The sequence below is a fragment of the Micromonospora sp. NPDC049645 genome (assembly GCF_040675155.1).
Lineage (GTDB): Bacteria > Actinomycetota > Actinomycetes > Mycobacteriales > Micromonosporaceae > Micromonospora.
Map to the genome: position 1 here is coordinate 1,059,438 of NZ_JBFAOI010000001.1, position 15,704 is coordinate 1,075,141.

Annotated in this window: 10 protein-coding genes; 7 read left to right on the forward strand and 3 right to left on the reverse strand. The window is 72.2% G+C overall.

Going from position 1 to position 15,704, the window contains the following annotated elements; translation table 11 throughout:
- Positions 1–27: 27 nt before the first annotated feature.
- A complete protein-coding gene (locus AB0J33_RS05000; RefSeq protein ID WP_363609910.1) occupies positions 28–861 on the forward strand; it encodes a hypothetical protein in 834 nt (277 codons plus the stop codon).
- A 121-nt stretch (positions 862–982) separates the two neighbouring features.
- Here the strand turns inward: AB0J33_RS05000 and ppc are convergent, their stop codons facing one another.
- Both ppc and AB0J33_RS05010 read right to left on the reverse strand, forming a co-directional pair.
- Positions 983–3,769: a phosphoenolpyruvate carboxylase gene (ppc, locus tag AB0J33_RS05005; protein WP_363609912.1), complete on the reverse strand. Its 2,787-nt coding sequence runs from the start codon at positions 3,767–3,769 to the stop codon at positions 983–985.
- 205 nt (positions 3,770–3,974) lie between these two features.
- A complete protein-coding gene (locus AB0J33_RS05010) occupies positions 3,975–4,889 on the reverse strand; it encodes a cyclase family protein (protein WP_363609914.1) in 915 nt (304 codons plus the stop codon).
- A 642-nt stretch (positions 4,890–5,531) separates the two neighbouring features.
- On the opposite strand from AB0J33_RS05010, the gene mfd reads away from it, so the two are divergent.
- The 4 genes from mfd (at position 5,532) to AB0J33_RS05030 (ending at position 12,793) form a co-directional block, all read left to right on the forward strand.
- Positions 5,532–9,167, forward strand: a complete 3,636-nt coding sequence (gene mfd, locus AB0J33_RS05015) for a transcription-repair coupling factor (RefSeq protein ID WP_363609916.1) — start codon at positions 5,532–5,534, stop codon at positions 9,165–9,167.
- A gap of 116 nt (positions 9,168–9,283) precedes the next feature.
- Positions 9,284–10,042 (forward strand): hypothetical protein, encoded by a 759-nt coding sequence (locus AB0J33_RS05020; protein WP_363609918.1) that lies wholly within the window; start codon positions 9,284–9,286, stop codon positions 10,040–10,042.
- A gap of 2 nt (positions 10,043–10,044) precedes the next feature.
- The gene (locus tag AB0J33_RS05025) at positions 10,045–11,043 is read left to right on the forward strand and encodes a nucleoside triphosphate pyrophosphohydrolase (RefSeq protein ID WP_363609920.1); all 999 of its coding nucleotides are present in this window, start codon (positions 10,045–10,047) and stop codon (positions 11,041–11,043) included.
- Positions 11,044–11,173: 130 nt separating this feature from the next.
- Positions 11,174–12,793 carry a DUF885 domain-containing protein gene (locus tag AB0J33_RS05030; RefSeq protein ID WP_363609922.1) on the forward strand — a complete coding sequence of 540 codons (1,620 nt, stop codon included), beginning with the start codon at positions 11,174–11,176 and terminating at the stop codon, positions 12,791–12,793.
- A 49-nt stretch (positions 12,794–12,842) separates the two neighbouring features.
- On the opposite strand, the gene AB0J33_RS05035 is transcribed toward AB0J33_RS05030, so the two are convergent.
- The gene (locus AB0J33_RS05035) at positions 12,843–13,535 is read right to left on the reverse strand and encodes a hypothetical protein (RefSeq protein ID WP_363609924.1); all 693 of its coding nucleotides are present in this window, start codon (positions 13,533–13,535) and stop codon (positions 12,843–12,845) included.
- Positions 13,536–13,748: 213 nt separating this feature from the next.
- On the opposite strand from AB0J33_RS05035, the gene eno reads away from it, so the two are divergent.
- Together eno and AB0J33_RS05045 are read left to right on the forward strand one after the other, a co-directional pair.
- Complete coding sequence (gene eno, locus AB0J33_RS05040) at positions 13,749–15,032, forward strand: phosphopyruvate hydratase (RefSeq protein ID WP_363609926.1); 1,284 nt, start codon at positions 13,749–13,751, stop codon at positions 15,030–15,032.
- Between the two features lie 32 nt (positions 15,033–15,064).
- On the forward strand, positions 15,065–15,703 hold the full coding sequence (locus tag AB0J33_RS05045; RefSeq protein ID WP_363609928.1) for a septum formation initiator family protein: 639 nt from the start codon (positions 15,065–15,067) through the stop codon (positions 15,701–15,703).
- Position 15,704: the final 1 nt, after the last annotated feature.

Sequence of the window (15,704 nt, forward strand, 5' to 3'; positions counted from 1 at the left end):
GTGACAGCCGGGGGTACGTTCGATGCCATGGAACTTGTGCTCTGCCTCGTCGTGGTGCTGGTCGGCGCGCTGGGCGCCGCGGCGCTCATCCGCGCCCAGGCCGGTGCCCGTCGGCGCACCGAGCTCGGCGACGCCCGCGCGGAGGCGCAACGGTGGTACGAGCGCCTCGGCGGCCAGTTGCTGAACCTGCACGGCGACGAACCAGCGGTACGCCAGGCGCTGGCCGACGCCGGTGAGCGGTACAACGCGGCGGGCTCCCAGCTGGAACAGGCGTCCACGCCGCACCAGTTCGGGCTGGCCCGGGAAACCGCGCTGGAGGGGCTGGCGTACATCCGGGCGGCGCGCACGGCGCTGGGCATCGACCCCGGCCCGGAGCTGCCGACCCTGGCCGCCGCCCGTGGTGTCGGACAGCTCACCAAGGAGCGCGAGGTCGACGTGCAGGGGCAGACCTTCCGGGCTGGGCCGCAACCCGGTCGGGACACGCCCTACTACTACCCCGGTGGGCGGTATCAGGGTCGACCGGTGCCCGCCGGGTGGTATTCGACGCCGTGGTGGAAGACGGCGCTGGGCGCCGGCGCCGGTGTGCTCGGCGGCATCCTGATCGCCGACGCGCTGTTCTCGCCCGCCTTCGCCGACCCCGGGTACGGCTACGAAGCCGGCTACCAGGAGGGCTTCGGTGACGGTGTCGACCAGGGCGCTGACGGCGGCGACCAGGGTGGCGACTTCGGCGGCGGCGACCAGGGTGGCGACTTCGGCGGGGGCGACTACGCCGGTGGGGACTACGCCGGTGGCGATTTCGGCGGCGGCGGCTTCGGTGGCGGAGACTTCGGCGGCGGAGATTTCGGCGGCGGCGACTTCTGACCGCTGCCCAATCCGGCCGATCATGGAGTTGTGGTGGCCGGTTCGCCGTTGTTGGCGGCTTTCCGGGGGCACCACAACTCCATGATCGACGGGCCAGTGGCCGGCCCGGCTTCTCGGCTGGTCAGCCGGTGTTGCGCATGCCGGCGGCGATGCCGTTCACCGTGGTCAACAGCGCGCGTTCCAGAGCGGTGCCGTCGCTGGGTGCGCGTCGGCCCCCCGGGGCGGTGGCGATCGCCCGCCCGGCGGCACCCGACTCCCGGTACTGGCGCAGCAGCGCCACCTGGAGATGGTGCAGCGGCTCCAGGTAGGTGTCGCGGACCGCCAGGGTGCGCTGGAGCACCGGCGAGTTTTCCAGCAGGGCCGGCGAGGCGGTCACCGCCAGCACCTCCCGCTTGGTCAGCTCGTACTCCTGCTCGATCTGCTCGAAGATCGGGTGCAGCTTCTTCGGCACCAGCGTCTCGACGTACCGGCGGGCGATGTTCAGGTCGGTCTTGGTCAGCATCATCTCGACGTTCGACAGGAACGTGCGGAAGAAGTGCCAGTTGCGGTGCATCTCGGCCAGCACGTCCGCCAGGCCGGCCTCGCGGGCGGCGGCCAGCCCGGAGCCGACACCGAACCAGCCCGGCACGATCTGCCGGGTCTGCGTCCAGCCGAACACCCACGGGATGGCCCGCAGCCCGGACAGCCCCGCACCGGTGTTCGGGCGCTTCGCCGGCCGGGAGCCGATGTTCAGGGCGCCGAGCAACTCGGTGGGGGTGGACGCCCAGAAGTACGCGGGCAGGTCCGGGTCCTCGACGAGTGACCGGTAGGACCGGAACGCCGACTCGGAGACCTTGTCCATCGTCGCGTCCCAGCGCTCCAGCATCTCGGCCGGCTGCCGGGGCGCGGTGTGCAGCAGGGTCGCCTGGAGCACGGCGGCCAGGGTCAGCTCCAGGTTCTCCCGCGCCAGCGACGGCAGGGTGTACTTGTCGGAGATGACCTCGCCCTGCTCGGTCACCTTGATCGCGCCGTCCATCGTGCCGTACGGCTGCGCCAGGATCGCCTCGTGCGTCGGCCCGCCGCCGCGCCCGACCGTGCCGCCCCGGCCGTGGAACAGCCGCAGGTGCACACCGTGCCGGGCGGCCACGTCGCGCAGCGCACGCTGCGCCCGGTGGATCGACCACTGGCTGGTGGTGATCCCGGCCTCCTTGTTCGAGTCGGAGTAGCCGAGCATGACCTCCTGCACGTCGCCGCGGGCGGTCACCAGGGCCCGGTACGCGGGCAGCGACAGCAGCTCGTCGAGGAGTTCGCCACCGGCGTTCAGCTCGGCCGGCGTCTCCAGCAGCGGCACGAACCCGATCCGGGCCCGCCCGCTGTGCACGTCTACCAGGCCGGCCTCGCGGGCCAGCACCACGGCGGCCAGCACGTCGTCGACACCCAAGGTCATCGAGATGATGTACGACTCGATCACCTCGGCGCCGAACCGGTCCTGTGCCTCCCGGATGGTGCCGAACACGTCGAACGTCTTGCGGGCCGGCTCGGACAGCGACGTGTCCACCGTCGACAGGGGGCGGCGGCCGGTCAGCTCGTCGGCGAGCAGCTTGGTGCGCTCCAACCGGGTCAGCGCCGGGTAGTCGGAGACCTCGCCGACCGCCTCGTAGAGCTGCGCGAGCACCGCGTGGTGCGCCTCGGCGTGCTCCCGGACATCCATGGTGGCCAGGTGCAGCCCGAACGCGGAGACCGTACGGATGGTGGAGGCCAGCCGACCGACGGCGGTGAGCTGCCCGGAGTTGCGGGCCAGCGAGGCGCGCAGCAGGTCCAGGTCGGCGATCAGCTCGGCGGAGCCGCGGTAGTCCCGGCCGGGCGCGTGCGCGGTGCCCTGGCGCAACCTCAGCCGGGTGTTGGCGAGCTTCGCCTTCACGCAGCGTGCCTTGAGCCGGTACGGCTCCTCCGCGTTGACCCGGCGGAAGCGTGGCGCCACCTCGGGCAGCGCGTCCAGGTCGGCGGCGAGGCTGGCGGCGAGGTCCAGGGACACCCCGCGCAGCCGGCGGGAGACCGACACCTCGTCGATGAGCTGGTCCATCGCCTTCTCGGTGGCCGCGATGCCGTGCTCGTGCTGGATGGTCAGCACCTCGCGGGTGACCGCCGGAGTGACGAACGGGTTGCCGTCGCGGTCCCCGCCGATCCAGGTGCCGAAGCTCAACGGGCGGGCCGTCGGTGACGTCTCCACGCCGAGCGTGCGCAACGTGTCGGCCAGGTCGTCGAGCACCTGCGGCGCGGCCTCGGCGTACAGGTCGCGGAGGTAGTAGATCGCGTTGCGGGCCTCGTCCGTCGGGTCCGGCCGGTCGAGCCGCAGCTCGTCGGTCTGCCACATCAGGTCCAGCAGCTCGGCGAGCCGGCGGTTGGCCGGGCCCTCGTCGCTGGCGCCGTAGAGGATCGCGTTGGCGGTCTCGGTGTCCAACTCGTCGGCGATCGCCCGCAGCTTGGACAGGATCGAGCGGCGGGCCGCCTCGGTCGGGTGCGCGGTGAAGACCGGTCGTACCGCCAGCCGACGCGCCGCGTTGGCGATCTCCTCGGCCGGCACCCCGCGCTCGGCGATCATCTTCGCGGCCTGGTCCAGCCAGCCGCCCTGGACCGCGCGGCGGCGACGCAGATCCCGCGCGCGGTGCACCTGCTCGGTGATGTTGGCCAGGTGAAAGTAGGTGGAGAAGGCGCGCGCCAGCTTCGTGCCGGTGGTCACGTCGAGCCCGCCGAGCCGCTGGGCGGCCGCCGGGGCGTCGGTGCGGACCTGGGCGCGAATCTCCTCGACGAGGTCGAGTAGCGGGCGACCCTCCTGGCGGGCCACGGTCTGGCCGAGCAGGGTGCCGAGTCGGCGGATGTCGGCGCGCAGTGCGGCGTCCGGGCCGTCGTGGTCGTGCTGGTCGGTCACGATGCGCTCCCTTACGTGGGTACGAAGGACAGCGCTGTCCGACTTACTGGATGGTATCCGCGCGCACCGGATGTCTGGAGGGCCCCCGGGCGATCCACTGCCTCCGAAAGGGTGTTTTCGGGCGTGATCTCAACCACCGTGCCGGCCCGGAGCGGGGCGGAAGGAGGCCGGCGCGGGGCGGCCGGCCGTCGTGGTGTCGTGTCGGTCAGGGGGTGACGACGGCGAAGGCGCGGACCGGGAAGGTGCCCATGCCGGCCACCATCGGCGGGGCCGCGGTGAACCGGAACCCGGTCGGCGGCAACGCGTCCAGACCGGTCAGGTGCTCCACGATCGGAATGCCGGCGGCGAGCAGGGTGCTGTGCGCGGGGCGTACGCCGCCGGCCGCCGCGCTCATGTCGTCGATGTTGATCGAGTCGATGCCGATCAGCGCAGCCCCCGCGTCGGCCAGCGCCTGGGCGGCGTCCCCGGTCAGGTACGGCGCATCCGGCGCGCCGTAGCGCTCGGTGCCGAAGTGGGTATCCCATCCGGTGTGCAGCAACACCGCCCGGCCGGCCACCTCGTAGGGGGCCAGCATCAACCGGTCCACCGCTCGGCTGCCGGCCGGCACCCGGACCACCACCCCGGGCAGGTCGGCGAGGCGGTCCAGGGACACCCCGGTCAGATCGGCGCCGCCGGACCAGCGATGGGCGGGCGTGTCCAGGTACGTGCCGGTGTTGGCGATCATGTCGATCCGGGCCACCTGGAACTCGGTGCCCGGCGCGTACCGCTCGCGGGACGTCGCGAAGGTCAGCCAGTCGGTGATCCGGGGCCCCGGCCAACCGGGCAGGGTGGTCATCCCGTCGCTGATCACGTGGCTCAGCTCGACCAGCCGACGGTCGGCGACGGGTTCCTCGACGGCGACACCCCGGCCGCCCTTGTGTGGTTCTTCGATGATCGTCTTGGCGCTGATCCGGACGTCGGCGACCATCAACAGCCCGAGGTGCCGGACGAACAACGCCGCCAGGTCGGCGTCGGTGATCTCCCGACCGGGAATGTCGAGCCGGAACCCCTCGGTGCGCAGCCCGCCACCGTTGGCGAAGCTCACCTCCGCGTCGAACTGTGCCCGCCACTGCTGACTCATCCCCAAACCCGACCACGCCGGTTCACGACGGTCAAGATCCCTGCGTGGCCCGTCGCGCCGGGCGCTCCCGTCAAGATCGCGAAATATCCGGGATGTAGGGGCATCGGCCGCCGGTGATGCCACTACATCCCGGTTCGAGCGTGACCTTGGCGGCGGGTGGCGCGCCAAACCCCGCTCCCGGTCTCTCGGGGGCGGTGTTTGTGGTCAAGATCCGCGCAGTTTCCGGGATGTTGCTGTCTCCCGCGTGTTGGAGGCAGCAACATCGGGGAAGTTGCTCGGATCTTGGGCGCGGGGCGCGGGGCGCGGGGCGCGGGGCGCGGGGCGCGGGGCGCGGGAAGGCGCGGGGGCGCGGGACGCGGGACGTGCGAAGGCGCGGGGCGCGGGACGTGCGAAGGCGCGGGGGCGCGGGACGTGCGAAGGCGCGGGGGCGCGGGACGAGCGAAGGGCACGGGGGCGCGGGACGAGCGAAGGGCACGGGGGCGCGGGGGCGCGGGAAGGCGCGGGGCGCTGGAGGGCGCCGGGCCGACCTGGGGCGGAAGGGGGTGACTGTCGGTCGGCGGGGATAGGCTTGTTGTCGTGCACCCCCCGTCCGGTTGGACGAGGGGCCGCCGTCGTGTGCGTCGACTCCCTGGAAGGATTCCCTTGCTCACCGGTCTGTTCACCGCCGCCCTGGCCGACCCCGGGCTGGCGCGGGCGCGTGACCTGGCGCGCTCCGGTGCCGCCCAGGTCGACGGCCTCGACATCACCGCTCCGGCGGCGCTGCGCCCGTTCGCCGTCGCGGCGGTGGCCGCGGACAACGACGGAGCCGGGCGCCCGGTGCTGGCGGTGACCGCCACCACCCGCGAGGCCGATGACCTGGCCGCCGCGCTCGGCGGGTTGCTGCCCGCTGACCAGGTGGTGGTCTTCCCTTCCTGGGAGACGCTGCCGCACGAGCGGCTGTCCCCACGCTCGGACACGGTGGGTCGACGGCTGGCCGTGCTGCGCCGGTTGGCGCACCCGGAGGCGACCGACGCGCACGGCGGCACCGGTCCGTTGCGGGTGGTGGTGGCCCCGGTCCGTTCGCTGCTCCAGCCGCAGCTCAAGGGCCTCGGTGACCTGGAGCCGGTGCAGCTCGCCGCGGGCGAGGAGGCGGACCTGGAGGAGGTCGCCCACCGTCTGGTCGACATGGCGTACGCCCGGGTCGACCTGGTCACCAAGCGCGGCGAGTTCGCGGTGCGCGGCGGCATCCTGGATGTCTTCCCGCCCACCGACGAGCACCCGTCCCGGGTCGAGTTCTGGGGCGACGAGGTGGAGGAGATCCGCACCTTCGCCGTCGCCGACCAGCGGACCATCGAGCAGGTGCCGCTGCTCTGGGCGCCGCCGTGTCGGGAGTTGCTGCTCACCCCGTCGGTCCGCGACCGGGCCGCCGCGCTCGCCGAGCAGCACCCCGAGCTGGCCGAGATCCTGGACAAACTGGCCGAGGGCATCCCGGTCGAGGGGATGGAGTCGCTGGCCCCGGTGCTGGTCGGCCCCGACTCGTTGGAGCTGCTGCTGGACGCCATGCCGGCCGGCACCCACGTGTTGCTCTGCGATCCGGAGCGCATTCGCACCCGGGCGCACGACCTGGTGCGTACCTCGGAGGAGTTCTTGCAGGCCAGCTGGGCCGCCGCCGCGGTCGGCGGGCAGGCTCCGGTGGACGTCGGCGCCGCCGCGTTCCGCACCCTCGGTGAGGTACGCGCGGTCGCGGCCCAGCTCCGCCAGCCCTGGTGGACGCTGTCCCCGTTCGGGCTGGTGGAAGCGGAGACGGTCGAGGCGCGGCAGCCCTGGGAGGACGCGCCGGAGCAGGCCGTCGTCACCCCGGACGACGCCATCGCGGTGACCCTGTCCGCGCAGCCGGCGCCGCTCTATCACGGGGAGACCGCACGGGTGGTCGAGGACCTCAAGCGCTGGGCCGGCGAGGGCTGGTCGATCGCGTTGGTGTTCGAGGGGCACGGCCCCGCCCAGCGGGCGGTGGAGGTGCTGCGCGACGCCGGGCTGGGTGCCCGGCTGACCGAGGAGGTGCCGACGGCACCCGTCCCCGGCGAGTTGGTGGTCACCTGTGGTGCGCTGAGCAGCGGGTTCGTCGACGAGGCGTCGCGCTTCGTGCTGCTTACCGGCAATGACGTGACCGGCGGTCGGGGCACCTCGACGCGGGACATGCGCAAGATGCCGAGTCGCCGTCGCAACACCATCGACCCGCTGGAGTTGAGGGCCGGCGACCACGTGGTGCACGAGCAGCACGGCATCGGCCGCTACGTCGAGCTGGTGCAGCGCACCGTCAACGGCGCCAGCCGGGAATACCTGGTCATCGAGTACGCGGCCAGCAAGCGGGGCCAGCCCGGCGACCGGCTGTTCGTGCCGACCGACCAGCTCGACCAGCTCTCCCGCTACGTGGGTGGCGAGCAGCCCACCCTGCACAAGATGGGCGGCTCGGACTGGCAGAAGTCCAAGGCGCGGGCCCGCAAGGCGGTCCGGGAGATCGCCGCGCAGCTCATCCAGCTCTACGCGGCCCGCAAGGCGTCCAAGGGGCACTCGTTCGGCCCGGACACGCCGTGGCAGCGCGAGCTGGAGGACGCCTTCCCCTGGCAGGAGACTCCGGACCAGCTCGCCGCGATCGACGAGGTCAAGCGGGACATGGAGCAGACCGTCCCGATGGATCGGTTGATCTGCGGTGACGTCGGCTACGGCAAGACCGAGATCGCGGTCCGGGCGGCCTTCAAGGCGGTCCAGGACGGTAAGCAGGTGGCGGTGCTGGTGCCGACCACCCTGCTGGTGCAGCAGCACTACAACACGTTCGCCGAGCGGATGAGCCAGTTCCCGGTCCAGATCCGGCAGCTGTCGCGATTCCAGACCGCGAAGGAGACCGAGCGGACGCTGGAGATGGTCGCCGACGGCACCGTCGACATCGTCATCGGCACCCACCGCCTGTTGCAGACGGCGACCCGTTTCAAGCAGTTGGGTCTGGTGATCGTCGACGAGGAGCAGCGCTTCGGGGTCGAGCACAAGGAGCACCTGAAGACGCTGCGCGCCTCGGTCGACGTGCTCAGCATGTCGGCCACCCCGATCCCGCGGACCCTGGAGATGGCCATCACCGGCATCCGGGAGATGTCCACCATCGCCACTCCGCCGGAGGAGCGGCACCCGGTGCTCACCTTCGTCGGCGCGCAGGACGACCGGCAGGTGGCCGCGTCCATCCACCGTGAGTTGCTCCGCGACGGGCAGGTCTTCTACCTGCACAACCGGGTCGAGTCGATCGACCGGGCCGCGCGGCGGCTGCGGGAGTTGGTGCCCGAGGCGCGGGTCGCGGTGGCGCACGGCCAGATGGGCGAGGACGCCCTGGAGAAGGTCATGGTCGGCTTCTGGGAGAAGGAGTTCGACGTCCTGGTCTGCACCACGATCGTCGAGTCGGGCATCGACATCCCGAACGCCAACACCCTGATCGTGGAGCGGGCCGACCTGCTCGGTCTGGCCCAGCTGCACCAGATCCGTGGTCGGGTCGGCCGGGGTCGGGAGCGGGCGTACGCCTACTTCCTCTACCCGCCGGAGAAGCCGCTCACCGAGCACGCCCACGAGCGGTTGGCGACCATCGCCCAGCACACCGAGTTGGGCGCCGGCATGTACGTGGCGATGAAGGACCTGGAGATCCGGGGTGCCGGCAACCTGCTCGGCGGCGAGCAGTCCGGGCACATCGAGGGCGTCGGCTTCGACCTGTACGTGCGGATGGTCGGCGAGGCGGTCTCCGCGTTCAAGGGTGAGCGGCCGGAGGAGGAGACCGACGTCAAGATCGATCTGCCGGTCGACGCGCACCTGCCCCACGACTATGTCAGCGTGGAGCGGCTGCGCCTGGAGATGTACCGCAAGCTCGCCGAGGCGCGCGACGAGGAGCGGCTGGGCGAGGTGATCGCCGAGATGACCGACCGGTACGGCGAGCCGCCGGCCCCGGTGCAGAACCTGGTGGAGGTGGCCCGGTTCCGCCTGCTGGCCCGCCGCTACGGTTTGACCGACGTGTCCATGCAGGGCAAGCACGTACGGTTCGGTCCGCTGCCCCTTCCGGACTCGAAGCAGTTGCGGCTCAAGCGCTACCACCCGGATGCCGTCTACAAGCAGGCCACCGACCAGGTCAGCGTGCCCCGACCGACCACCCGTCGGATCGGTGGCGAGCCGCTGCGCGACCAGGCGTTGCTCCAGTGGTGCGCGCAGTTGCTCTCCGATGTGCTGGGTGCCCCCGCCCCGCTCGCCGTCGCGGGTGCGACCGCCTGAGCCGGTGGTGTCCCCTCGACCGGGGCCGGTGCCGAGTCGGCGCCGGCCCTGGTCGCCGGGATGGCGGTGGTGGGGGGCGTCACAACCTCGGGTGACGGCGTGAGAGAGTGACGGCTATGCGTGCTCGCCGTCTTGCCGCCGTCGCCACTGTGGCGCTCGGCCTCGTCGCCCTCTCCGGTTGCCGTGCTGAGCCTGGTATCGCCGCTTACGTCGGTGACCAGCGCATCACCGACCTTCAGGTCGCCGACGTGATGAAGGACCTGCGGACCAAGAACCCGACGCCGAGCGAGGAGCCCTCCGCCGGTGGTCAGCCGGGGGCGCAGCAACCGACCCTGCCCGAGGCGGCCGACGTGGTCCGGGCGATGGTGCTGACCAAGGTGTGCGAGCAGCTCTCCGCCGAGAAGAACTATCAGCCGCGCGGCCAGGTGACGGCCGACCAGGCCGCCCAGCAGCTCGGTCTCAGCCCGGAGACCGGGTACGTGCGCGAGGTGGCGAAGTTCTTCACCTGCCTGTCCGGGCTGCCGGGTGAGCCGGTCGAACCGACCGAGCAGGAGATGGCCGACGTGATCGCCGCCGGGCGTGCGGCCGGCAAGATCCAGCCCCAGGTGACCGATGAGGAGGCCGCCGGTCAGCTCAACGGCGAGCAGTTGCAGGGTGCGCTGGCGACCAAGAGGCTCCTGGGCGAGGCGGTCGATCGTTACGACGTCACCGTCAGCCCTCGCTACCGTCCCCTGGAGTTCCCGCTGCTCAGCTTCGCTGACGACGCACCCGCGGTGAGTGTGCCGCTGGGCGAGCCGGCCTCCGACGCGGTCACCGACATCTCCACCCCGGAGGGGTCGACCGCGCCGCCGAAGGCTGAGGGCACGGCCAGCTGAGCATGACCGCACGGATCGTCCTCCTGGTCACCTCACCACGGTTGCCCGCCGGCCTGTTGACCGCCGCGGCCTGGGACGTCGTACGCCAGCACCCGGTGCTGACCGGCGCGGACAGCGAGTTGGTCACTGCGGTGCGTCAGGCGGGCGCCGAGGTCGCGGTCGTGGACGGCCCGGCGACGCAGCCGTTGCTGGACGCGGTGGCGGCGCACGGCACGGTGGTGTGGCTGGCCGGCCCGGCGGGCGACGAGGCGCTGGCCCGGGAGTTGGGTCTGCGGCTGGCCCGGCAGCCGGGGTTGGCCGAGCTGGAGCTGATGTACGGCTCGTGGGATCCGCCGGGTGCCCGGCTGCTCGATGCGGTGGCGGTGCTGGATCGGCTGGCCTCGCCGGGTGGCGACCCGTGGAAGCGGGCGCAGACGCACCGTAGCCTCGCCGGTTACCTGCTGGAGGAGAGCTACGAGGCGTACGACGCGATCAGCGCCGACGACACCGACGCGCTGCGCGAGGAGTTGGGCGACGTTCTCCTGCAGGTGGTGCTGCACGCCCGGCTCGCCGAGGAGCTTCCCGAGGATGAGCGGTGGACCATCGACGACGTGGCCGGTGGGCTTGTCGACAAGATGATCCGGCGTAATCCGCATGTTTTCGCCGGCGCGCAGGCGGGCACACTCGAGGAGATCACCGAGAACTGGGAGCGGATCAAGCGCGCGGAGAAGGCGCGGCACTCGGTGCTGGACGGTGTGGCCCTGAGTCAGCCCGCACTGGCCCTGGCCGCGCAGATCCTGGGCCGTGCCGCCCGCAGGGGCATCGAGGTCCCACCCCCGCTGGCCGACACCCAGGTGGACCCCGAGGCCAGACTCGGCGCCAGCCTGCTGACAACTGTCGCCGCGGCCCGCGAGGCGGGCATAGACCCCGAGGCGGCTCTCCGCCGCACCACCCTCGCCTACGCCGAAGCCATCCGCCAAGCCGAGCCCAACCCCGCACCGGACCCCGCCAACCCGCGTTGATCATGAAGTTGATGCCTCGACACGCCGAGGCGGACGGCACCAACTTCATGATCGACCAAACGGGTGGGACCGGCCGGACCGGCGGGCGGAACCGGCGGCGGTGTCGGGCACGGTCGGTAGGGTGGGCCGGGTGGAAGCGTTTGGGGTGCTGGCCGAGCGGGTTGTCGAAGCGCTGTTGGAGTCGCGACCGGGGGTCGCCACCGCTGCCGGGGATCACCGGTTCGACGACCGACTGCCGGACCTGTCCGCCGACGGCTTGGCCGCGGACCGGGCGATGCTCTCCGACGCGGCCAACGCGCTGTCCGAACTGGACCCGGACTCGCTCGACCTGGACGAGCAGGTCGACCACGCGCTGCTCACCTCATTCGTGGATCGGGAGCTGTTCGAGCTGACCGAGATCCGGTCGCACGAGTGGGATCCGCTGCGGCACAACCCCGGGCCGCTGCTGCACCCGCTGCTGGCCCGCCCGTACGCCCCTGCCGAGGTGCGGCTGACCCAACTGGCCGGGCGGCTCGCCGCCGTACCGGATGCCCTCGCCACCGCCCGCGCGACGCTGCGGGACATGCCGCGGATCCACGCCGAGACGGCGGTCGGGCAGTTCACCGGCACGGCCGCGTTGATCCGCGACGAGCTGCCGGCGCTGCTCGCCCAGGCGCCGAGCCAGCTCGACCGGGTCGAGCCGGCGGCCACCGCCGCGATCGCCGCGCTTGAGGAGTTCGTCGCCTGGTTGCGTGTCGGTCTCGCCGCCGACGCCGGCCCCGGACGGGACCCGCGACTGGGTCGGCGCCGCTGGGAGGCCCGGCTCTGGCACACCCTCGACACCGAGCTGGGCGCCGCCGAGATCCAGCGTCGCGCCTGGGCCAACCTGGACCGGGTCACCGCGGAGATCCGCGAGGCCGCCGTCGAGCTGGTCGGCGGTCCGGCCGACGACGTGGCCGTCCGTCGGGCGCTCGACCTGCTCGCCGCCGAGCACCCGAACGACGCGACGATCGTCGAGTTGGCCGGGGTGACCCTGGACGAGGCGACCGACTTCGTCCGGGCGCACGACCTGGTCACCCTGGTCGACGACCGGTGCGTGATCCAGGAGATGCCGGAGTTCGCCAGGGGCGTCGCGGTGGCGTACTGCGACGCGCCGGGCCCGCTGGAGACCGCCGTCGTGCCGACGTTCTACTGCATCGCGCCCACCCCGTCGGACTGGCCGGCGCAGCGGGTCGAGTCGTTCTACCGCGAGTATAACGACCACATGATCCGCAACCTGACGGTGCATGAGGCGATGCCGGGGCACTTCCTCCAGCTCGCCCACGCCCGCCGCTACGTCGGTGGCACCCGGGTCCGTGCGCTGGCCGAGTCCGGCCCGTTCATCGAGGGCTGGGCCGTGTATGCCGAGGAGTTGATGACCGGGCTCGGCTTCGGCGGTCTGCCGGTGCGGTTGCAGCAGCTCAAGATGCAACTCCGGATGACCATCAACGCCCTGCTCGACCAGCTGGTGCACGCCGAGGACCTGCCCGAGGCCGAGGCGATGGCGTTGATGACCGGGCGCGGTTTCCAGGAGGAGGGTGAGGCGGCCGGCAAGTGGCGGCGCGCGCAGCTCACCTCCACCCAGCTCTCCACCTACTTCGTCGGTTACAGCGAAATGGCCGAGATCGCCGCCGCCCGCCCGGACGGGGTGTCGGTGCGCGACTGGCACGACGCGATGCTCGCCCACGACTGCCCGCCCCCGCGCCACCTGCGCACCCTGCTCGGCCTCTGAGCCAACGCCGGGCGGCGCGGTTCAGCGCCGCGCGGCGGTCACCGGCCGGTCACGAGCCGCCGGGGCGGCGGTCGACGACGCCGGCGCCGGCGGGCGGGTCGAAGGCGGCCTCGTCGACCGTCGCGGAGTAGTTGTTCAGCGCCAGCTCCACCGGCTTGCCGTCGACCGGCCCGGTGAAGCTGCCGAGCACGCCCTCGGTGGTCACGCAGGCGGTGAAGTCGCCGGACGAACTCTCCACCTCGACGCAGGCGGCGTGGTGCCCGGCGACGGTGGTGTCACTCTGCTTGATGACCGCCTGCGGGTCGAGCGCGGCGGCGGTGAGCAGCCCGACCACCACCGGCGGGGTGACGAGGCCCTGCTGGTTGGCCTCGCCGAACAGCGTCACGGTGGGCTTGCTGCCCGGGGTGGGCGGGGCGATCAGCGTGCACTCCGGGCGGGCACCGGTCGTCGTGCACCTGGTGATGGCCTCCGGGGTGACGGTGAGTCGCCCGCCCGGGTAGGTGTACGCGGAGCGGGCCGGGTCCTGTGCCTGCACGATCGCGGCGCTCTGGCCGCCGGGCAACTGGTAGTCGGCCGAGTAGGTCAACTCGAGTGCTCGATCGAGTCGGGCGGCGAGGTCGTTGACCAGTTCCGAGCGACCCATGGCGACTCCGGCGTCCTCGAATGTCTGACAGCCGGTGACCGTGAGCGACGCGATGACCGACACGGCGAGCATGCGGAGGGTGGTCGAGGCGGCGGGCATGGCGACCAGCCTGGTGGATCTGGTCCGCGCAGCGCAAACCCGTTGCCGGTTGACGCCCGGAAATCCGGGAATGTCCGTCAGCGCGGGGCGACTCGGGTGCGCGGGCGACGCCGTGTCCGTTCGCGCCGCCCGATACGCTGCGTTCAACACCTGCCTCAGCCGCACCGTCGCGGCCCACCCACGGACCGGATCACAACAACGAGGAGCGACTTAGTGGCAACCATCGAGGGAATCGTCGCCCGGGAGATTCTCGACTCGCGGGGCAACCCCACGGTCGAGGTCGAGGTCGGCCTGGACGACGGCACGGTAGCCCGCGCCGCCGTGCCCTCCGGCGCCTCCACCGGCGCCTTCGAGGCGATCGAGCTGCGCGACGGTGACGCCGACCGCTACCAGGGCAAGGGCGTGGAGAAGGCGGTCTCCAACGTCGAAGACAAGATCGTCGACCAGATCATCGGGTACGAGGCCAGCGAGCAGCGGCTGATCGACCAGAAGATGCTCGACATCGACGGCACCGACACCAAGTCGGAGCTGGGCGCGAACGCCATCCTCGGGGTCTCCCTGGCGGTGGCGAAGGCCGCTGCCGGCAGCGCCGAGCTGAGCCTCTTCCGCTACCTGGGCGGCCCGAACGCGCATCTCCTGCCGGTGCCGATGATGAACATTCTCAACGGTGGCGCGCACGCCGACTCGAACGTCGACATCCAGGAATTCATGATCGCGCCGATCGGCGCGCCCACCTTCCGCGAGGCGCTGCGCTCGGGCGCGGAGGTCTACCACGCGCTCAAGTCGGTGCTGAAGAAGAAGGGCCTCTCCACCGGGCTCGGCGACGAGGGCGGCTTCGCGCCGAACCTGCCGACGAACGCGGCGGCCCTGGACCTGATCGCCGAGGCGGTCGAGAAGGCCGGTTACCGGCTCGGGACCGACATCGTGTTCGCGCTCGACGTGGCGGCCACGGAGTTCTTCGACAACGGCTCCTACACCTTCGAGGGCGCCGCGAAGTCCGCCGAGGAGATGAGCACCTACTACACCAAGCTGGCCGACGAGTACCCGATCGTGTCGATCGAGGACCCGCTGGCCGAGGACGACTGGAGCGGCTGGCAGACGCTGACCGCCTCGATCGGCGACCGGGTGCAGATCGTCGGTGACGACCTGTTCGTGACCAACCCGCAGCGCATCGCCCGGGGCATCGCGGAGAAGGCGGCGAACGCGGTCCTCGTGAAGGTCAACCAGATCGGCTCGCTGACCGAGACCCTGGACGCGGTGGACCTGGCCCACCGGGCCGGCTTCAAGTGCATGATGAGCCACCGCTCCGGCGAGACCGAGGACACCACCATCGCCGACCTGGCGGTGGCCACCGGCTGCGGCCAGATCAAGACCGGCGCGCCGGCCCGCTCGGACCGTGTCGCCAAGTACAACCAGCTGCTCCGGATCGAGGAGGAGCTGGCCGACGCGGCGCGCTACGCCGGCGCTGGCGCGTTCCCGCGCTACCGTTCGTCCTGAGACGCGCGAAGCCTCGGGGGAGGGGTGTGACGATGCAGCAGCGCCGCACACCGGGTGGTCAGCGTCCCGCCCGCCGGCCGGGTCAGTCCGGTCGGCCGGGCGGCGGACGCGCCACCCGGGGATCGGTTCGGGAGACCGGCGTACGCGCCGAGCCGCGTGCCGCCGCTCGGGCGCCGGGTGCTGCCCGGGGCGCCGAGGGTGTGCGCTCCGCGAGTCGTCCGGCCGCCGCTCGGCGTACCGCCGCCGGTGGTGCCGTCAAGCGGCTCGCCGCACCCCACCCCCGTCGCTTCACCGGTCGGGCCACCGTGCTGTTCGCGGTCCTGATCGCGCTCGCGCTGGCCTACACCTACCCGGTCCGGGTCTACCTGGACCAGCAGGCCGACATCGAGCGGATGGAGGCCGCCCAGGCGGCGCAGGAGGCGGAGATCGCCAAGCTCACCGCCGAGGCCGCCAACTGGAAGGACCCGGCGTACATCAAGACGCAGGCTCGGGAGCGGTTCTTCATGGGCCGGCCGGGCGAGAAGATGATGGTGGTGCTGCACGACCCGGAGGGCGCCGCCCGCGACGCCGGGAAGTCGGCCGGCTCGGCCGCCCCGGCCGGGCCGGTGACCTGGTACGACACGCTCTGGTCGAGCGTGCAGGCGGCGGACAGCCAGCAGCCGGGCAAGTGAT